Annotated in this window: 18 protein-coding genes and 1 riboswitch; of the genes, 7 read left to right on the top strand and 11 right to left on the bottom strand. The window is 45.8% G+C overall.

The annotated features are described in order from the left end of the window. Position 1 precedes the first annotated feature (1 nt). Complete coding sequence (locus K2225_RS10990; RefSeq protein WP_220584773.1) at positions 2-1,453, top strand: glycoside hydrolase family 32 protein; 1,452 nt, start codon at positions 2-4, stop codon at positions 1,451-1,453. An 89-nt stretch (positions 1,454-1,542) separates the two neighbouring features. Here K2225_RS10990 and K2225_RS10985 read toward each other — a convergent pair whose 3' ends face one another. Next, on the bottom strand, positions 1,543-3,042 hold the full coding sequence (locus K2225_RS10985) for an esterase/lipase family protein (protein ID WP_220584772.1): 1,500 nt from the start codon (positions 3,040-3,042) through the stop codon (positions 1,543-1,545). A gap of 197 nt (positions 3,043-3,239) precedes the next feature. Between K2225_RS10985 and K2225_RS10980 the strand changes: the two genes are divergently transcribed. Further along, the gene (locus K2225_RS10980; RefSeq protein ID WP_089650642.1) at positions 3,240-3,608 is read left to right on the top strand and encodes a hypothetical protein; all 369 of its coding nucleotides are present in this window, start codon (positions 3,240-3,242) and stop codon (positions 3,606-3,608) included. A gap of 54 nt (positions 3,609-3,662) precedes the next feature. On the opposite strand, the gene ymzB is transcribed toward K2225_RS10980, so the two are convergent. After that, a complete protein-coding gene (gene ymzB, locus K2225_RS10975) occupies positions 3,663-4,004 on the bottom strand; it encodes a protein YmzB (protein ID WP_220584771.1) in 342 nt (113 codons plus the stop codon). Between the two features lie 234 nt (positions 4,005-4,238). Between ymzB and K2225_RS10970 the strand changes: the two genes are divergently transcribed. Then, positions 4,239-4,931, top strand: coding sequence for an LppM family (lipo)protein (locus K2225_RS10970; RefSeq protein ID WP_220584770.1), 693 nt, complete (start codon positions 4,239-4,241; stop codon positions 4,929-4,931). Between the two features lie 13 nt (positions 4,932-4,944). Here the strand turns inward: K2225_RS10970 and K2225_RS10965 are convergent, their stop codons facing one another. Further along, on the bottom strand, positions 4,945-6,405 hold the full coding sequence (locus tag K2225_RS10965) for a DASH family cryptochrome (protein WP_220584769.1): 1,461 nt from the start codon (positions 6,403-6,405) through the stop codon (positions 4,945-4,947). Positions 6,406-6,809: 404 nt separating this feature from the next. On the opposite strand from K2225_RS10965, the gene K2225_RS10960 reads away from it, so the two are divergent. Then, positions 6,810-7,718, top strand: coding sequence for a hypothetical protein (locus K2225_RS10960; RefSeq protein WP_220584768.1), 909 nt, complete (start codon positions 6,810-6,812; stop codon positions 7,716-7,718). 91 nt (positions 7,719-7,809) lie between these two features. Here the strand turns inward: K2225_RS10960 and K2225_RS10955 are convergent, their stop codons facing one another. The 5 genes from K2225_RS10955 to K2225_RS10935 form a co-directional block, all read right to left on the bottom strand. Next, positions 7,810-8,430 (bottom strand): NUDIX hydrolase, encoded by a 621-nt coding sequence (locus tag K2225_RS10955; protein WP_220584767.1) that lies wholly within the window; start codon positions 8,428-8,430, stop codon positions 7,810-7,812. Positions 8,431-8,491: 61 nt separating this feature from the next. Next, entirely contained in the window at positions 8,492-10,435 is a 1,944-nt protein-coding gene (locus tag K2225_RS10950; protein WP_220584766.1) for an ABC transporter permease, read from the bottom strand. Further along, on the bottom strand, positions 10,425-11,186 hold the full coding sequence (locus K2225_RS10945) for an ABC transporter ATP-binding protein (RefSeq protein ID WP_220584765.1): 762 nt from the start codon (positions 11,184-11,186) through the stop codon (positions 10,425-10,427). Before K2225_RS10945 ends, K2225_RS10950 begins: the two co-directional genes overlap by 11 nt. Positions 11,187-11,286: 100 nt before the next feature. Then, positions 11,287-12,291, bottom strand: a complete 1,005-nt coding sequence (locus K2225_RS10940) for a sensor histidine kinase (protein ID WP_220584764.1) — start codon at positions 12,289-12,291, stop codon at positions 11,287-11,289. Continuing rightward, positions 12,288-12,971: a response regulator transcription factor gene (locus K2225_RS10935; protein WP_220584763.1), complete on the bottom strand. Its 684-nt coding sequence runs from the start codon at positions 12,969-12,971 to the stop codon at positions 12,288-12,290. The genes K2225_RS10940 and K2225_RS10935 overlap by 4 nt, the downstream gene beginning before the upstream one ends. Positions 12,972-13,161: 190 nt before the next feature. Between K2225_RS10935 and K2225_RS10930 the strand changes: the two genes are divergently transcribed. Continuing rightward, positions 13,162-14,229, top strand: coding sequence for a branched-chain amino acid aminotransferase (locus tag K2225_RS10930; RefSeq protein WP_370632740.1), 1,068 nt, complete (start codon positions 13,162-13,164; stop codon positions 14,227-14,229). 34 nt (positions 14,230-14,263) lie between these two features. Here K2225_RS10930 and K2225_RS10925 read toward each other — a convergent pair whose 3' ends face one another. Beyond that, the gene (locus tag K2225_RS10925) at positions 14,264-14,449 is read right to left on the bottom strand and encodes a hypothetical protein (protein WP_220584761.1); all 186 of its coding nucleotides are present in this window, start codon (positions 14,447-14,449) and stop codon (positions 14,264-14,266) included. A 149-nt stretch (positions 14,450-14,598) separates the two neighbouring features. Further along, a complete protein-coding gene (gene dapA, locus K2225_RS10920) occupies positions 14,599-15,495 on the bottom strand; it encodes a 4-hydroxy-tetrahydrodipicolinate synthase (RefSeq protein WP_220584760.1) in 897 nt (298 codons plus the stop codon). A 122-nt stretch (positions 15,496-15,617) separates the two neighbouring features. After that, a riboswitch (Lysine riboswitch) is annotated at positions 15,618-15,796 on the bottom strand. 277 nt (positions 15,797-16,073) lie between these two features. On the opposite strand from dapA, the gene K2225_RS10910 reads away from it, so the two are divergent. Together K2225_RS10910 and K2225_RS10905 are read left to right on the top strand one after the other, a co-directional pair. Next, positions 16,074-17,333, top strand: a complete 1,260-nt coding sequence (locus tag K2225_RS10910; protein ID WP_220584759.1) for an MFS transporter — start codon at positions 16,074-16,076, stop codon at positions 17,331-17,333. A 96-nt stretch (positions 17,334-17,429) separates the two neighbouring features. Continuing rightward, complete coding sequence (locus K2225_RS10905) at positions 17,430-19,109, top strand: methyl-accepting chemotaxis protein (protein WP_220584758.1); 1,680 nt, start codon at positions 17,430-17,432, stop codon at positions 19,107-19,109. Between the two features lie 129 nt (positions 19,110-19,238). Here K2225_RS10905 and K2225_RS10900 read toward each other — a convergent pair whose 3' ends face one another. Beyond that, entirely contained in the window at positions 19,239-19,847 is a 609-nt protein-coding gene (locus K2225_RS10900; protein WP_146814703.1) for a response regulator transcription factor, read from the bottom strand. Positions 19,848-19,849 lie beyond the last annotated feature (2 nt).

Here is a 19,849-nt window from a genome sequence, read left to right as displayed (position 1 = left end):
GATGAGTAAAGATCAGGAGTTGCGCCGTGCCGCGTTTGAAGAAGTGGAAAAGCATCAGGACCTTGTGGAAGCGGATCCTTATCGTCTGCATTATCACATCATGCCGCCCGTCGGTTTGTTGAATGATCCAAACGGCTGGATTCAGTGGAACGGTACCTATCATTTGTTTTATCAGTGGATGCCGTTTAAAACAGGGCATGGGGCGAAGTTTTGGGGCCATTATTCTTCCGAGGATCTGGTCAATTGGACGCATGAAGACATTGCCCTTACGCCCTCTGAATGGTTTGAGAAGAACGGCTGCTATTCAGGGTCTGCCATTGAGCATAACGGTGAACTGTACGCTTTTTATACAGGGAACGTGAAGGATGAGGAAGGTAATCGCGAGTCATATCAATGTCTAGCTGTGTCCAAGGATGGGATCCATTTTGATAAAAAAGGACCGGTCGTACACTTGCCGGAAGGATACACCGCTCATTTCCGTGATCCGAAAGTATGGAAGCAGAATGGTTCTTACTTTATGGTGGTCGGGGCTCAAACGGAAGACATGAAAGGGGCAGTCGCACTGCTTCAAAGTGAGGATTTACATGAGTGGACTCATGTGGGAGTCCTTGCCGGCGGAGGGGAAGGTCCTCTCGGTGATTTCGGTTATATGTTCGAATGCCCGGATTTGTTCGAGCTGGGAGGCGAAGATGTCCTTGTGTTTTCACCGCAGGGGCTTGAGGCTGATGGAATGAAGTACCAGAATGTCTATCAGGCGGGCTATGTTGTCGGAGCGTTTGATTCTCAAAATGGACGTTACGAACATCGTGCCTTTTATGAGCTGGATCACGGCTTTGACTTTTATGCCCCACAGACGACGGAGGATGAGCACGGCCGTCGGGTTCTGTTCGGTTGGATGAGCGTGCCGGATCAGGCTGAACAGGATCATCCGACCGTTAAGCATCAGTGGCTGCATAACATGACGCTGCCGCGTGAATTGAAGCTCGTAGATGGACGGGTCTATCAAACACCTGTATCGGAGCTGGAGGAAATGCGTGAGGGTAGCGTGGTGGAACACCGCCTGGAGCTTGATCATGAGACACATGAAGTAGAAGGTGTGAAAGGCAAAGCGGTAGAGCTGTATCTGGAGGATATCAACATTTCTGAAGGCTGGTTTGCGCTGGAGATCGGCGGAGCTGCACGACTTGTTTATTCAAGTGAGCAAAGAATTTTTACGATGGAACGCGAAAGCTATGTCGATGGTGTTGTTGAGAAGCGCCAGACCGAAGTGGATTCCTTGAATGATGTACACATTTTTATCGATACATCTTCTGTAGAAGTGTTTGTGAATGGTGGCGCGCACGTTTTTACCGCCCGCTTCTACCCAGCACCGAACAACGAGAGCATCCAATTTACGGCATCAGACAAAACAACCCTCAACCTAAAAAAGTGGGATTTGAGGAAAGTGTTTTAATTTCCATTATCTGTATGACCTGGTGCGCCAAAATTATCCAGATAACTTATGAGAAAGCCGGTCCCTTCAAACAGGGACCGGCTTTTTGTTTATGGGGTGTATAGTTTTCCTTTATCATCAACGTACACGGAGTGGATGATGGTCCGTTCAAGAGGGGTACCTTCATAGGTTCCCTTTACGTCAATGGTCATGTTGTAGACACCTTCGCCGAGGCTTGGAATCTTAAAGTCGTTTCCATTCTTTTTCGCCTTCATTTTCTTCTCTTTCCACTTCCCGTTTTTGTCATAGTACTCGATCGTCATCTCGGTATTGATGTTCAGCTTTTTGTTTCTTTTCACCTTCATTTCATTTCCTTCTACTTCACTGCTGAGCATGGCATCCACGGGGCTTTCAAAGCTCGCGCTCAAAAGATAGCGTTCTTTTTGACCGGCTGTTGTTTCAAGGGTCCATGCCCCTGTTTCAGGCTTTTCAATGGTTAGGGTGTGGTGATAGACCCCGTTGAAAAATTCAGTATTGTCTGCGGTCACGTCGAAGTCAGCATATGTTTTTTTACTAGGGGATGTCAGTGCCAAGGATCCTGTTTTTTGGTCACTAATCCAGTCGAAGGTGACGGTCTCCACTCCTTTTTCAACCGCTACCTTTTCCTTATGTGTGCCCACGTATTCTCCTCCCGTGACGTAATGACTTGCTTTGGCCTCCGATTCTTCTGTAATAGCAGCTGTTTCTAAGCTCGCGGCAGAAAATGAAGAGGCCATCGTTTCATTAAGATATCCTTTAAAGAGATCAAAGGTGGAGGATCCTTCTTTTATAGTCGTGTGATTCCATCTTCCTACACTGATTTCACTTGCATAAGGAAGTCTGGAGCTTTTAACAGTCACCGCGCCGTCATTGCTTCCATAGGAGCTCAGATAAAGGCCTCCCCAATAGAGAGCGCTTCCAAAACTGCCCCATTTCGTTCCTCCCAATGTGTAAAAAGGGGTGTTGTACACATTGGGGTGACTGTCGGTAACGGAGCGGTAATAATCCATGTAGCCGGTTTGAAGGGAGTAGGTACCATCATTTTTAGTTCCTATGATGCCGGCAAGCCACCCAGCCCAGCTGCTGTAAGCGAGGTCTGCCAATTGGGAACCGCTATGAGGTGAGGATAAGGTGATCACTCGTTCAATGTAGGGGTCAGCTCCGTAATGAACGAGGGCGGATTGGGTATCCACACCACCTTTACTATGGGCGACGACAACAACTTTTTCACCGAAGTAGTTGTAGATCTCTTTCACCTTTTCGGATAAAAGGGCTCCATTATCCCACATGCTCTTTCCAGCATTGAGGTCGATGAACGCTGTTTCGTAGCCGCTTTGGTATGCGGTCGTATACATATTATTGTTCTTATACCATGTGTCTGAGGAGCTGTTCAGTCCGTGAACAAAAAGAATGGGGTGAGAGTTAGCGGCAATAGTAGAGGGAGTTTCTCCGACATACCATTCGCCTGGGTTACCTGAGGAACCGTCTTTGATGGACCCTGCCAAAGTGACGGATGGTACGGTGAGAAAAAAGGCAGTAAAAACGACGAACCACTTCTTAAAATTAAGCATTTCCTGTCTCCTTTAAAAAAAATTTTGGAGTCGTGTAGATGAGCTATGTAGGTGTCTCCTTCTATACCATTCGTTGCACAATGCGTATTTCCTCCATTTGGAAAATGAGAAGTTTTGTTGAAATATGTTTCTTAGACCTTCCGCTTCCCAGGTGGCTAACATAGGATAAATTATGAGCAAATGGGGGAGGAATGAGGATGTCCCACAGAATCACTTCAGGTAATCGTCTTCTTTTCGTCACAGAACCAGGCGGGCAAGTCATCGAGGAAGGACAAACGGTCGATTTGACGGAAGAATATCCGGCGGGCATCGATGTCAGCCCTTTTTATACGATTCGCGTGGCCGGAGGAAACCGGGTGGTCTCAGAAGGAGCCGTCACGTTCAAGTTACTTATGAAAGTCAATCAGGTGAGCTTTTTAACCCTCGATCAGATCACGGTTTACCCAGGAGAAAGGTTCAACCGTACCTATAATGTGCCGGGGCTGGGCCTGGGGATCAAAGCGGAAGCAGAGAATGGTTCGGGTGTAGATGCCGTCGATTTAGTTGTGATCGGGTTTAAATTCTAGAAAGCAAATAAGGACATAAAAAAGGACGCCTCCGCTAATAGACGTCCTTTTGCTTTACTCTTTTTCAATGGTGTAGGTGCCTCGTGTGGTTTCCAGTGTGAAGCGGTCATTCAAGTACTGGTATCGCGTCGAATCTTCCAGAGGAATTTCATAGTAGGCGGATGGAAGCGGCTGGGCGCTTTGTGCCTCCGTTTCTGTTTGTCCTTGGCCATGTAAGTAAAGCGCGTGCATCGGTGTGTAATCGTCGAGCCGGCGCGTGTGAGTCTCATATGATATGTGATCAAGGTTCATCGTGATGGTATCCTCATCGCGTAGCTCGTGTTTCTGAATACGAATGTTTTCCCCCTGCCACTGTTGCAGGCGCTGGTTGAATTCTTCAATTGTTAAATCGTTCATGCTGATCCCTCCTGGGTTTATCTTTTCCACAAGGGTCATAAACATGCAGGTGATGCTTCCCATATCATGGTAAAATGATGGTGAAGGAGTTGTTCCCTTTGTGCCATCAATCCAATTGTTTTAATTAAATGAAGAACATATCAATAAAGTGTAGGATAGATCGACTGTATTGAGAATGAATTAATGGAAGGAAGAATTCATACATATCATCCACATAAAGGAGGCGGCCAATCCATGAGAAATACAGGACAAGTTTTCGTGCTGATTTTTTTGCTTACTTTTTTAACGGCATGCGTGGAAGGGGACCTGAAACTGAAGATCAATAAGGATGGAAGCGGTGACCATACGATTACGGCAGGGGTTGAAGAAGAAGCTTTAAGTCGCTTTGGAGACCGGGCTGAAAATATGATGGATAGTGTTTCTGAAGAGCTTGAGTCAAAAGGGTACGACGTGGAATCTTATGAGAAGAATGACTTCATCGGGTTTAGGGCGAAAAAGAGCTTCGAAGATGTACAGGAGATGGAAATTCTGCCGGTCTCCGGCGGGATGACAGAAACAGGTGTTGCGCCTGCAATTGGAAATGTCCCAGTCGAAATGACGACAGAAGGTGGCATTTTTACAACGACTTACAAAGTGGAGGCAGCCCTCGACCTTTCAAATTCAGGGGTCATCGGGGGCATGCAGTCACTTGTCGCGGACCAGTTGGATCTTACGTTCACCCTTGATCTTCCTATAAAACCGAAGTCACATAACGCGGACCGTGTGGACGGGAATGTATTGCAATGGGACATACGGGCAGCCGGTGAAACAAACATGATGGTAGAGATGGTTGTTCCAAACGTGAAAAATATCATAATTGCAGGTGTAGCTGCAGTAGTTGTGTTGGTACTGCTATTCTTCCTCATTCGAAAACGAAACCGTGAATAGAAAAACTCCCGTATTAACGGGAGTTTTTTTGTGCTTGTTCATACTCTTGCTTTCTATTTTTCATGGATTCGTACAAATCCACCATGGGTAGCGGGTAGTCTTCTCCCAGATTAATTCCGTACTGCTGTTGCTCGAGCATCCCCATCTCTCTAGGTTGATGGATCCACGGGGCAGGAAGTTCCTTTAATTCAGGGAGCCAGTAGCGCAAATAGGCACCATCCGGATCATAGTCGTGCGCCTGCTTTTCTACGTTGAATGCCCGAAAAGGCACAGCGTCGTTTCCAACGCCTGCGATATAAAGCCAGTTACCGTAGTTGCTCGAAACATCGTAATCAACCAGTTGTGATTCAAACCAGGCGGCCCCGATACGCCAGTCCAGCCCAAGGTTCTTTGTAAAGAAGCTTGCTACATTCTGGCGGGCACGGTTGGACATAAATCCTGTTTGCTTCAATTCCCTCATGGCAGCGTCAACGAGAGGATAGCCGGTCATCCCATCCATCCAACGACGCAGGTGTTCTTGGTCGTCATGCCAAGGGATGCGGTTTCCTTTGAGTCCTGCAGGATAAAAAATCCGATCTCTATATTTACGATGCACCAGGTGAAAATAATCGCGCCATAACAGTTCAAAGTAAAGCATGTACGTGGACTCATTTTTTCCGTATTTCTTTTCATAAGTGCGAATCTGGTCAAGGACGACCTTTGGGGACAGACATCCGTTCGCAAGGTAGGGAGAGAACTTAGATGAGTCATCTTCCTTCAGCATTCCGTTCCTCGTCTCCTTATACACCTTCAGCCGGTCTGCTTTAAAAATATAATGAAGCAGACGTTCTTTCGCTTTAGACGACCCCCCCGGATAACGCGGAGGCCGCTCCAACTCCTTTAAACCAAGCTCCTGCAAAGTAGGCAGCTTACCCTCAGGGAAATCCCTCGGCAGACTCAACCCTCTGACTGATGAGGGGATGGATATTTCTGTAAGACCTGGTACTCCATTTTTATCCAATACCTTGCGAAACTGTGAAAAGGTGTCCGGGAGTTCACGGGTGGTGAATGGGAGGTCTTCCGGCGGATAAAGGTTATGGCCGTGATCGATGGTGAAGGTAGTGTGCGGAAGGCGGTCACGGACCTTACCCTCAACGGTTAGTTCTTCACTGCCGATTTCTTCATGCAGGAAGACCTCTTGGATATGGAACCTTTCCGATATGGATGTAAATACTTCTTCAGGGGAACCATGTCTCACAAGAAGTGGCGCGCCTAATCGATTGAGGTTCTGTCGTAAATCTTCCACACTCTCCCGTATGAATTGAGCCCGATGCTTGCCGGTTTTAGGAAATCCGTAGGACAGCGTTTTGTAATGTGCTTGATCAAATACATAAAGGCCGAGAACCGGAAGCCCACGCGAAGAAGCGCGTAACAGGGGGAGATGGTCGTGCACCCGCAAATCATTTCGGAACCAGACAATGATGCAAGAATTCATTCAATGGCCTCCTTTTTAGCCTAGTTTACCCTCTCCGTTCGGGAGCAATAAACTTTCAATCGGCTTATTACTTGGTGAAGCGTTTTAGAATAAAAATTGTAAAGGAGAAGACTGCTTGTATAACCGCTGATTAAAAGAGTGATAAAAAGGAGGATACGACTACATGTCCAACACGGAAAAGTCAATGTCCTAATGGACCATCTTTACTTTTCGATGTGAGTCGCTTCCCCCCTAAGGTAATTCAAGAGTTTGTAAAAGTTTAAGTTATCGCTTTCCTTTATTCGACAGGAACGGTTATAGTAAACATAGATATGTGCAACGGTAGACGAAGCCTCCATAGAATTCGCTTTCATCCCCTCGTCTACATGGAGAATCCGCAGCAAAACAGTGATGGAGGGTACACAATGTTCAAATGGTTGAAGAGAAAGAAGAAGGGATCGATGACCATTATGACCGTATTGTCTCTTTTCATCTTAGGGGCTTGTACGGTAGGACCCGGAGAAACTGAGGCGAAGAGTTGGAAGCATGAACTGAAGCAGGCGGAGGATTTAAAGTATTCAGAAGAAGTAACAGAGGGGCTTTATAAGCAGTTTCGTAAAGAGGAAAAAGGCCGGCTTTCTTTTTCGGGTGCCTTAGAGGAGATTCATTCATTGAGCAAAGTGGATGCTATGGATTTATACTTAAGTCGTAACAATAAAAAAGTGAAGCCGGAAGAAATCCGCTCCATCGTTAACGGTGTGTATAGCATTGACCTTGAAGCGGTCTCTGAACTTGGTGTAGGAAAGCAGACAAGCACCTATCCTGACGATGTGCTTCAACGGGTGAGACAAGCCCTCAATGGAGAAGTCAGTGATGAAGCGATCATTAAGATGACTAAAGTAGAAGTAATGGATTTATACTGGCAGACCTTTGAAGGGAAGATGACCGGCGATGATATGCGGAAGATGATTAACGCAATTTTTGGTATTAATCTAGCGGGCATATCCGGCCTTGAAGGTACTGGTGTCTCCCTCTTCTCGAAAAATCAGTGGATCTCCCGTTATGATCGTGATTTGTTCGTGGTTCATACAGGAGCGGATGACGTGGATGTGTGGGTCTATCCGACGGACTATTTTAAAGATCAGACAGGACTGGAGGAAAACCCTCGGGTATTGGAAGTAGCCCTGACGGCTTTCGGCTTTGTATATAGTGAGGAGAAAGATGCCCTGTATTATGCCAATCCTACAGGAGAATCGGTACCTGACAACTTCAAAGGACAGACTCTTGGGAAGATTATTGAAGTAATTAAGGAAGACTATGAAGGTTTGAACTAAAAGGAAACATCCAACTCAAGAATTTTGAAGACGTAAGCGAGTAAATGGAAGGTGCCTGCCTATGCTCTGTAGAGCATAGGCAGGCACCTTTTTATTTTTTCAGGATATCCACAAAATGGGAAACGATCCTTGCTGTCATCCCCCAGATCACTTTATCACCGTATATATAAAAGTATTCCTCTAGTTGACGCGTCCGCCAGTTGTATTCTTCCCCGCCCGGAATCAGATCGAATGGAAAATTCGCTTCCGGCTGGGCTTCGAAGTGGACGTAATGGATGCGCGGTCCATTTTCCATGAAAAAGGAGAGCGGCACCGTGAACACTTCGCGGACCTCATCGGGATTGCGTACGAGTTCTTCTTCGGTCACATCTAAATACCCTGCAAACGTGTAAACGATCATGCCGAAGGGAGAAATCAGGTAGTCGAGCGGATGAACTTCTGTAAACTGCCCTGACTTGACGCCTAATTCTTCTTCAGTCTCCCGTATGGCGGCTTGTTTTGCAGAAGGATCTTCAGGATCAATTTTCCCACCTGGAAAACAAATTTCCCCCGGTTGTCTTCTAAGCTGATGCGAGCGCACTTCAAAAACGACATGAAGCTCATTGTTTTTCTCGATGATCGGTAAAAGGACAGCGAACTTACGGAACTGTTCGTGTCCGAGAACAGAGGGGGCGTGGTTTTTCACTGTCTCAAAAATGGTTTTAGCGTCCATAGTTTTCACCTCGTCCTTTTACTATACCAGAACATTCTCCGGAATAGAAAAAAGGCACTCGTCAGAGGGCCTCTTTAATAATTTTTTTGTAATAAAGAACGGACAGCAGTCCGAAAATCGAATAGAAAGCGGTGTAGAGACCCATGACAATCAGCATCGGAGTCCATAGTTCGGTTCCGAAAAAGAACCAGCCCGACTTGACGGCGAAGTAGCTGTGCAGGAGACCGATCAGTAAGGGAATGCCGAAATTGAACAACTGCTTTCCTTGAATCCCTCGCAGGAGGTCTCCGCGGGTGAAACCTAGTTTTCTAAGAATCGTATAGCTTCCTTTTTCGTCTTCACCTTCGTCCATCTGCTTGAAATAGAGCACGCAGCCGGAGGTGATCAGGAAGGTGAGGCCGAGGAAGCCGACGATGAACATGACCAGTCCCATGTTTTGTTTTTGGGACATCGCGCTGTGCCACTGGGATCCGTTGTCTCTTCCTTCATCCAGTCCCATAGCAGCAAATATGTCATAAGCCTCTTCCTGTTTACCTGAGTCTTCAAGGTTCACGCCTGTATAAAGATTGGATTTTGTTTGAATCTCCGGATTATAGTTTTGGCTCAATTCTTTAAATAATGCTTCATCAATGACACCGATCGGAAGTCCGCCAGCGACGTAATAAGAAGAAAGTACATATTCTTCTTCCAACCCTTGATACTCCAGTTCTCGCCAGTTCCCATCCATTAAAATTTGTGCCGTCCCTTCATCATGGAGGGAAATGAAGGACTGCATCAAATCCGTATAGCCGGTGAGTTTCATTTCCCCCTCATCGAGTTCAATTCCCTCTGTATGAACTTCACTGATGACGGGGAAGGTCGTCTGTTCGGTGTTGAAATTCAACTCTTCCAAATTTGCATCGAGGATGTCTTTGACGTTGAATTCCGCTTCGTACACAGGGATTGGATTTTCTGTATAGGCGATGCCTTCCTCTTCCAAACGATCCATAAAACGGTCCGCCTTTTCTGGTTCAATGATGGCAAAATCATCAGGGACCGTCGTCTCGGCTAATTTTTCTGCCGAGTAGTAGGAGATATACATAAGTGAAAGTAAGCTGATGGCAAGCGCCGACACCGTCGTAATCACGGTCAGCAAAAAGGCGTTTGACTTCATTCGAAACATGACAGAAGACAAGGAAAGGACTTCATTGATGTTCAAATAGCCGTTTTTATTTTTGCGGATCAGATTGGAAACGAAGCGTACGGACCCTTTATACAAAAAGTACGTCCCTATGATGACTGATCCAAGGATATAGAGCATGGCGAGATAAAATCCGCTGATCGTTGTAATGCTCCCTTCAAACAGCTGGGAGGATAAATAGTATCCGGATGCAATGAGTCCGATGCCGAGGATGCCCATGAGATGTTCCCAAACCGATAGCTTCTTCACTTTCCCTTGAGCGCTTGAAGTAACACGGAACAGTGAAAGGATTGATTGTCTATGAATAAACAGATAGTTCGTCGCCATAATGACGATATAGATTCCGGCGAATACAATCAGCGTCTGAAAAAAAGCCTGGAATGAAAAGTTGAGCTCCGCGACTTCATTGACCCCTACGACACGGAAAAAGCTCATCAGGATTAACTTGGAAATCGCAAAGCCAATAAAAATTCCGATGGCCAGGGATCCGAAGTAAATAATCAAGTTTTCGACACCCAGAATACGTGCGATGCGGTTTTTCGTCATGCCGATCAGCTGGAATAAGCCGATTTCCTTGCTTCTTCTCTTGATGAATAAGGCATTGGCATAGAGCAAAAAGATGGCTACGATGCCAATCAGCAAAATGGATGCGACCCTCACTGCTGCTTCGCCCTTGATTGAGCCTTCCTGACTCATCGAGGGATCATACTGCAAGGTGACGAATGAAAAGTACAACGCGACACTGAAAATGAGAGCAAATACATAGAGGTAATAGTTTTTTAAATTCTTCTTCAAGTTGCGGATGATGAGTTGATTAATGTTCATACTGCACCCCGCCAAGCACGCCCTGGGTCTTCATGATATCCTTCAGGAACGTCTGTCTCGTCTGGTCGCCTTTATTTAGCTGCGTATAAATGTGGCCGTCTCTAATAAAAATGACACGGCTGCTGTAGCTGGCGGCGACAGGATCGTGGGTGACCATTGCAATCGTCGCTTGCCGCTTCGCGTTCATTTCACTCAGTTTATCTAAAAGGTCGGAAGCAGATTTCGAATCGAGCGCTCCTGTAGGCTCGTCGGCAAAAATGATGCTTGGTTCGTGGATGAAGGCGCGTGCAGCTGAAGTTCGTTGTTTCTGACCGCCGGAGATCTCATTCGGGTATTTATTCTGAATGTCTTCAATGCCCAGTTCCTTCGCCACCGACTCAAATTTCGCCTGTGCTTCCTTTTTGGATACCTTTGAAATCGATAGGGGGAGGAGGATATTCTCTTTAACGGTTAATGTATCTAACAAATTGTACTCTTGAAAAATAAAGCCGAGATGATGCTTGCGGAATTCTGCAAGCTTCTTATCTTTTTGATTCGTAATCTCCTGGCCGTCAATCGTAATCGTACCGTGACTGACGCGATCAATGGAAGATAGGACGTTGAGGAGTGTAGTTTTCCCAGATCCTGAAGCGCCCATGATCGTGACGAATTCTCCGCGCTGGATGGAAAGGTCGATCCCCTCGAGAACATGCTGTTTCATAAACTTGTTTCCGTAACTTTTATGAATCTTTCGTGCGACTAGTAAACTCATTTCGTTATCCCCCTTCATTCTATGACTTCATTGTAGATGGACTCGAAATCTTTTTCCTTCGATTCATCTAACAAAATGACGGAAGCATGTGACAGTTTCGTCACATGCTCCCAAGCTTCGTAAATTCATTCGGTTCTGGAAACTGGAGGATGAACGTCGATCCACGGCCAAGTTCAGATCGCACTTCGATATCGATCTTCAATGCTTTCCGAATCCGGTCCGTCAAGTAGAGGCCCATCCCGGTAGCCGCCTGATCCTGATGTTCAGTCGTTGAGGTGAACCCTTTTTCAAATATGCGGGGTAGATCTTTCCGATCGATCCCTCGCCCCTCATCCTGAATCATAAGCTTTACGCGACCGGCTTCTTCGGTGCTTGTAATGGTGATTTCAGATTTCTCACTGTACTTTATTGCATTTGTCATTAACTGCCTGCATATGAAGGCGAGCCATTTCGCATCTGTCAGCACCGTTTCAGCTTGCAGATCAATATCAAAGCCGATCCCTTTTTGCATGCACCATGACCGGAGCGACTTGATTTCATTGAATAACAGCGGTTCAAGCTCCACTTCTTCTATATAAAGGTCGTTTTCGATAAATGGAATCCGTTTCTGGTGCAGCTGCTGATCCAGAAGGAGGTGGATACGCATCCACTCGAAGGTCAGCTGGGATTTCAGCTTATAGTCGTCGATCCGATCGATGATCAACCGCATCGCAGTCATCGGTGTTTTCACTTCGTGGATCCATGATAAAAGTTCGTCTTTTTCCTGTTCAAGAAGACTTTGGTTAAAGGAAGCTTCCTGCTTCAACCGTTCCATCTGATCGCGTACATTTGTCTCAATAACCGACTCAAAAGGACTATCCGCTTCAGGGAACGTCGTCAAATCAAGGTCGTTGTCCCGCTCTTCGAGTTCCATATAAAATTGGGTTTCTTTACGGTAGCGGCTGATAAGGAAAAAGATGAAGAGAAGCCCTGATAACAGAATGTAGTAGAGCATGGAAGAAAGCGGCACGGTTTGGTCAACGAACGCAACGAACAAGGCGAGCAGCTGAAAGGTAACGATTAAAAGGATCCAGCTGATTCGTTCGGCAAGGAATTTCCGGATCATGACTCGCCCCTCGCGACATACCCTTGTCCGACCTTCGTCTCAATGGCATCACCAAGACCGAGGTCTGCAAGCTTTTTGCGCAGGCGATTGACGTTGACCGTGAGCGTGTTATCACTGACGAATCGTTCGTCCTCCCATAAACGGTGAATGATTTCTTCGCGGCTGACGATTTTGCTTTTTCTCTCAACCAGCTGCTTCAAAATGAGCATTTCATTCTTGGTGAGCTCAACCGTTCCATCATCATTCGAGACCCGATTCCGTTCGTAGTCGATGGTTGCACCAAGCCACGTCTTCAATTCATTTTGTTCGGTATTGTAATTATAAACCCGGCGTAGAATTGCCTGGATTTTCGCGATCAGCACATCAAAATGGAACGGTTTTTGTACGAAGTCGTCTGCACCGAGGTTCATCGACATGACCATGTCTGTCGGGTGATCCCTCGAGGAAAGAAAAATGATCGGGACATTGGAATGTTCTCGGATCATCCGACACCAGTGAAAGCCATCAAACTTCGGAAGCTGAATGTCGATGATGACGAGATGAGGATCGACATCCGTGAATACATCCATCACCCGGCTGAAGTCATGAATGCCATGGACTTCATACGACCACTGAGACAGACGCTCGACCATCTCATGAAAAAGGGTCTGGTCATCTTCAATTAAGAGCAGTTTGAACAAAAGGGACACCACCTTTCCGTATTTTACCTTTTCTCAGTATAGCAAAAGTGTAGGTGTTCACGCATTTTAATACAAAAAAGCGACAGTGTAGTAAAAATATTTTGACCATTCCGTCAAATCCTCTTTAAAAAAGGTGAGGATGAGCGTACAATGGATACTAATATTTAAAGACCACCATAGAAAAGGAGTCATGAAAATGTCATTGAACATCGTCGAAGCAACCCATAAAAAAGCCAAACCAGAAAGTGAAAAGATTCCTTTTGGACGCACCTTCACGGATCACATGTTTGTGATGGACTATCAAGAGGATAAAGGATGGCACGAACCACGGATCGTTCCATATGAACCGCTGACGCTCGATCCGGCAGCAATGATTTTCCATTATGGACAAACCGTTTTTGAAGGGTTGAAAGCATACCGCACGAATGATGGACGCGTGCTTCTTTTCCGCCCCGAGAAAAACTTCGAGCGACTGAACTTGTCAAGTGACCGTTTGAGCATTCCTCCGGTCGATGAACGAGAAGTGCTCGGTTACTTGAAAGAGTTAGTCCAACTCGAAAAAGACTGGGTGCCTTCTTTTGAAGGAACGTCACTGTACATACGACCTTTTATTATTGCGACAGAACCGAGCCTTGCGGTGGCTCCGTCCAAATCATATAAACTGATGATCATCTTATCACCAGTCGGCCCCTATTTCTCAGGCGGCATCAAACCGGTAACGATAAACGTAGAAGACAAATTCACCCGTGCTGTCAAAGGAGGAACAGGCATGGCGAAAACCGCCGGCAACTATTCTTCCGGCTATCAGGCTCAAGCGAAAGCGATAGAAGAAGGGAACAACGATGTCCTATGGCTCGATGGCGTAGAGAAACGCTACATTGAAGAAGTTGGAAGCATGAATATCTTTTTCAAAATCGATGGAGAGATCGTGACTCCAGCCTTGAGTGGAAGCATCCTGCAGGGGATTACGCGTACATCAATCCTTGAGCTTCTACGTAAATGGGAGATTCCTGTGTCTGAGCGTCGTATTTCAATTGATGAACTGTACCAGGCCTATGAAGACGGCAAGCTCGAAGAAGCCTTCGGAACTGGCACCGCTGCCGTCATTTCGCCCGTTGGTGAATTAAACTGGCTCGGCAAGAAGATGGTCATCAACGACCACGAAATCGGTGCCCTGTCTCAAGAGCTTTATGATACGATTACAGGAATTCAGCGGGGAAGAAAAGAAGACCGCTATGGGTGGACAGTGGAAGTATAAAAGGGAAGCCTCAGGTGTTGGTGCCTGGGGCTTTTTAATGTTCATTCGTTTCCTGAATCAAGCAATTCATCAGGAACATCAGGACAAAGTAAAGGAAAAAAACGATCGCAAGATTCACAAACCAATCAAAACTCTTATTCAGCAAAGGACTAATGGTGATGATGACGAGAAGAAAAATAAACCGGGCGATGTCTTTTTTCTTTTTCCATTGCGTGGACATCGTACCCCTCCTTTTCTTCCTTCTAACCGAATATCTCTATCCTTAACCTTTTAAATCTAAAGGGGTTGAGACAATCAAAAGAGAATAAAAATAGAAACACCCATATGAAATTGTTCATAAGAAAAACCGCCCATGCCGGGCGGTTTTTCTTATGAAGCTTTGACCGCTTCTTTCAGTTGTACTTTTTCAAGTTCGCCGAGTACCTGCTTTTCTTCTTCTTCTGAAAGGGGCAGGAGGGGAAGACGAACTCCACCGACCTCCACACCTTTAGCATTCAGAGCCGCTTTAACTGGGGACGGGCTTGGTGCAGAGAAGATGGCATGCATGACAGGAACAAGTTTTTGATGAAGACGGGCGGCATAAGCAAAATCGCCTTCACGGAAACTTTGGATCATCTGCTGCATCTCATTTCCAATTACATGGGAGGAGACGGAGACGATTCCTGTACCTCCAATAGATACGAATGGAAGCGTGTTGGAGTCCTCACCACTGTAAACAGAAAAATCATCGGACGTTTCACGGATGATTTCCGTCGCCGCATCGAGATCGCCGCTTGCTTCCTTGATGGAAACGATATTATTGATTTGAGACAAACGGATGACGGTTTCAGGATCCAAGTTGATGACGCTTCTGCCCGGAATGTTGTAAAGCATCACGGGAAGCGATGTAGATTTGGCAATCGTAGAGAAGTGCTGGTAAAGGCCTTCTTGAGTTGGTTTATTATAATAAGGAGTCACGAGCATGACAGCGTCCACACCAGCTTCCTCCGCTTTTTTAGTCAAGCTAATGGACGCTCTTGTGTTGTTGGAACCGGTACCCGCAATGACAGGAACTCTTTTGTCAACAACTTCGACAACGAACTTGTAAAGTCTCACTTTCTCTTCTGTCGTCAATGTCGGTGATTCACCTGTTGTTCCTGCAATGACCAGGCCATCCGATCCGTTTTCGATCAAGTGGTTGATTAACGCTCGTGTTGCATCAAAGTCAATGTTCTCTTCGCGGTCAAAAGGGGTCACCATCGCTGTTAATACTTGGCCGAAATTCATAACCTCACACCTTTGCTTAGAATTTAGAATACATCCGAGGTAGTGAGGGCCATACGGCAGTCAAAATAAAAACGGCAACAACGAGGGCGTCGCTGCTGCCGTAGAAACTTTTAACCGTTCCTGCGTAAGATAGCCCTCCATATAGTTTCCTATATGACAGTCCTGTACTTCTTCAGCAGCAGAACCAGCATCAGGGAGATGAGATCCCTTTCGCTTCGGCAAATTCCCCTTTCCACCTGCATCTCAGGAGCTCATTCTCCTCCGACAAGTGTACTCATGTCATTGCACCTCTATCCTTACTTCAAAATCATTTGAAATAAGAAAATATTTAGTTAGTTAAAGATTATCAAAAAAGTCTCCGTCTTACAAGTGGGAAGACAAGGGAACAAGCGATTCGACAATATCTCTCAGATTCTTATCTTAAGCAATCTGGAAGTTTTACACCAAGGGTAGCTTTTAAGGGAAGGTTGTAGAAATCGGTCTCGGGGCGGATGGAGAATCATTCTGTGGCACATCGTTGAGGTCCCCGGCCTTTTATACAATAGAATTAACCAATAACAAACGAAGGTGTGATTCGAATGGCTGTCAATGAAATGGCGTTGCAACACTCAGAAACGGAAACGAAAGAGATTCCCTCCATATTTAAGAATCGAAACTTTTTGCTGCTTTGGGGAGCGGCACTTTTATCAAGTTTTGGTATTTCTTTTTTCCTTTTTTCACAAAGCTGGTATGTCGTTAATGTCTTAGGTTTAGAGGCTTCTCTTGGGATGCTGTATATCGCCGTAAGTATACCGAGGGTGCTATTCATGATTATCAGTGGGACGGTTGCAGATCGCTTTGATAAAGCGAAAATTATGTTTTTGTCTGATTTCATCCGTGGGCTACTCCTTATCGGTCTTGTCGTTTGGTTTATGTTTGGTGGGATTACGTTATGGACATTTGTGACGTTCGCCTTCTTCTTTGGCATTCTGGATGCTTTTTTCTGGGCAGCAGAAAGTGCCGTTATTCCTTCCATCATTCATAAAGATCATTTGACCAGAGGGAATTCCATTATCCAGATGACCAACCAGACCTCGTTCATTCTCGCTCCTATGCTTGCCGGAGTCATCATTGCCTTTGGAAACTATGAGATTGTGTTTGCGACCACAGCGGTTATGCTCATTGTGGCGAGTGCTTTGATTTTCTTAATGCGTGTACCCAAAGTGAAAGAAGAGTCGGAGGAACAGAAAAGATTTTGGGATGATTTTAGGGAAGGGATTCTTTACGTGAAGCACTCCCGTGTCATTTCCCTTGTCGTTTTGACGACGATTTTTATGAACCTCTTTTTAGTTGGACCTTTAACGATGGGCCTTCCGTTATTTGTGAAGACCATTCTGGAAGGGACAGCCATGGATTTTAGCTTTCTTGAAGCTGGTTTGGCTGTGGGGATGCTGTTTGGTTCTATAGTGGTTGGTGTGTTGAATGTGAAAAAGAACCGAGGGAAAATTGGTATTCTGGCATTAGTCATTGCAGGAATGGCTTTTACAGGGCTCAGCTTCACAACAGAACTGTGGATGAGCATTTTATGCCTCGGCATCTTCGGGTTTGCCTTATCGGGTTCCAACATTCCATTCATTGCCGCTATTCAAAGTTTAATTGAAGAGAAGATGCTGGGAAGGGTAATGGGGCTTATATCGCTCGCTTCCATGGGACTGATCCCTGTCAGCTACGCCCTAACCTCAGGGGTTTTAGCCTTCGGAGTATCCATCCATCACATCATGGCGGTTGGTGCCATACTAGTCACATTGTATTCTATGTTTATTTTCTTCAGGTTTAGGGAGCTGAGAGAAATCGAGTAAGTAAAAAAATCAGGAGTATCGAAAGGATAGACTTCAGGGAACGCTCCCTATTTCCGATAAAAGAAGAAAGGAAAAATACGGAAGAGGAGCGTTCTCGTGAAAAGTCTTAAAAAAAGGATTCTAATTTCTTTTTCAGTAGTGATTATGTTGACGGTTATATTAAGCGGCTTCAATTTTTTTGCTACTAAATATACGAATGATCGTACAAAGGATATGGTGGATCACCAACTCCCTTTGCTTATTGCTGATGAAAAACTAGCTTTGAACCTGTCTCAGCGAATCGCATTGACAAGAGCTTATGTACTTTTTGAAGATGAAAGTTACCGGGAGAAGTTTAATGAATATACCCGAGAAAGCGTAGAGATTCAGGATAAGCTTCTGAGTATGTCCAATTCTGAAGAAGCAGCCCGCCTGGTGGAAGAAAGCAATCAATGGGGGCAAATGGTTCAAAATGAAGTCTTTAACCGTTTTGACAGTGGAAACGTGGAAGCAGCCCTTCAAGCGATGAGGGAGGAAGTTACCCCTCTTGGTCAAGGAGTTATGGAAGGGTTTGAAGACATGGCTTTGCAACGCGAACAAATGATGGAGGAAGAAGGACAAAATATCCTGCAAACCGGTCATACAATGATGGTGATCGGCAGCATCATTTCCGTCGTATCCATCGTCATCGGAGTTATTTTTGCGCTTGTTATCGCGAATCGCATTACGAATCCGATAAAAAAAGTAGTGGAGCGGATGAAACAGATTTCAGAAGGAGACGTCAGTCGAGGGCCGGTTTATGTGAAATCGAAAGACGAAATCGGCCAGCTGGCAGATGCGACGAACGACATGCAGCGTTCTCTGAATGAAGTCATCCAGTCCGTTTCTTTTACTTCAAACAGAGTTTCCGGGCAAAGTGAAGCTTTGACTCAGTCAGCGTATGAAGTGAGAGAAGGAAGTGAACAAATTGCCTCAACGATGCAGGAGTTGTCTTCAGGGGCAGAATCACAGGCGAATGGAGCTACCCATCTTTCTGATCAAATGCGAACGTTTGGTGAAAAAATTCAGGAAGCGAATGCCAATGGCGAATCGATTTCAGGAACATCGACTGAGGTCCTTGCTATGACGGACAGAGGCCGGGAATCCATGCAGCTTGCTGTTGCGCAAATGCGTACCATTGATAGGATTGTTAAGGAATCCACTGAAAAAGTAAAAGGATTGGATCTCCAATCAAAAGAAATTTCCAAACTTGTCCGAGTCATTGAAGACATTGCCGATCAGACGAACCTGTTATCTTTAAATGCGGCCATTGAAGCAGCCCGGGCTGGTGAGCACGGCAAAGGGTTCGCTGTTGTTGCAGATGAAGTAAGGAAGCTTGCTGAACAGGTTACGAATTCTGTCGGTGATATTACTGAAATCGTAGAAGGTATTCAAAAAGAAACTGGAAACGTCGTTACTTCTCTGGAAGCAGGCAACAGTGAAGTCGACCAAGGTTCAAGACAGATGGAAGAGACAGGGGCTACTTTTGATGAGATTAAGGACTCCGTTTCAGAAATGGTCGCCAAAATCCAAAATATTTCTGCACACTTGAAAGAGATTGCTGAAAACAGCATACACATGAACCACTCCATCGAGGAAATCGCTTCCATTACAGAAGAGTCGGCCGCAGGTGTCGAACAGGCCGCCGCCTCTGCCCAGCAGTCGAATAGTTCTATGGAAGAAGTCTCTCAAACGGCTGAAGTCTTATCGAACCTTGCTGAGCAATTAAACGAACAGGTCCGCCGCTTCAAGCTATAAATACTGAAACCTCGCTCATGAAAAGGGCGAGGTTTTATCACGTGCGCCTAGGTTTTAGGGGAACGAGAGCCGATGGAAAGCGAGGTGTCCCAAAACGCACCTCTTTCTAGTGAGTATTTCTGATGAGGATTAGCGGGATTTTTTGTACCAACCTTTTTCTTTGAATCTAGATATAGCTTCAATGCGGTTGGTGACTTCTAATTTTTCTAAAATGACAGAAACATAGTTGCGAACCGTACCGGGAGTGATGAATAGCTCTTGAGAGATGTCTTTGGTGTTCTTCCCATCTGCCATCAGTTGGATCACCTCACGCTCTCGTTCAGTTAAAGGGTTTTGCTGTGTGAATGCCAGGTCGACGAGTTCTGGGTCAAAGATGCGCTGTCCGTTTGTAATTTTCCGAATGGCTGTGGCTAGTTCTTCACTCGGGCTGTCTTTCAACAAATATCCACTGACACCAGCACGGCGGGCGCGGTCGAAGTACCCGGGACGGGCGAACGTTGTCAAAATGATCACCTTGCACGGCTCTTCATATAATTCTTCAGCGGCATCCAGTCCATCCTTGACAGGCATTTCTATATCCATGATGCAAACATCTGGTTTCAATTTTTTCACAAGCGCACACGCTTCTTCACCGTTTTGAGCCTGGCCTACAACCTCCATGCCGTCCTCTAAATCGAGAAGAGCTCCAAGCGCGCCCAAAAGCATGCGCTGGTCTTCGGCAATAACGATCCGGATCATAC

The organism is Halobacillus sp. Nhm2S1 (assembly GCF_019599545.1).
In the GTDB taxonomy this organism is placed as follows: domain Bacteria; phylum Bacillota; class Bacilli; order Bacillales; family Halobacillaceae; genus Halobacillus.
Note: the sequence above shows the minus strand (reverse complement) of the source record. Positions and strands in the feature narration are given on the sequence as shown.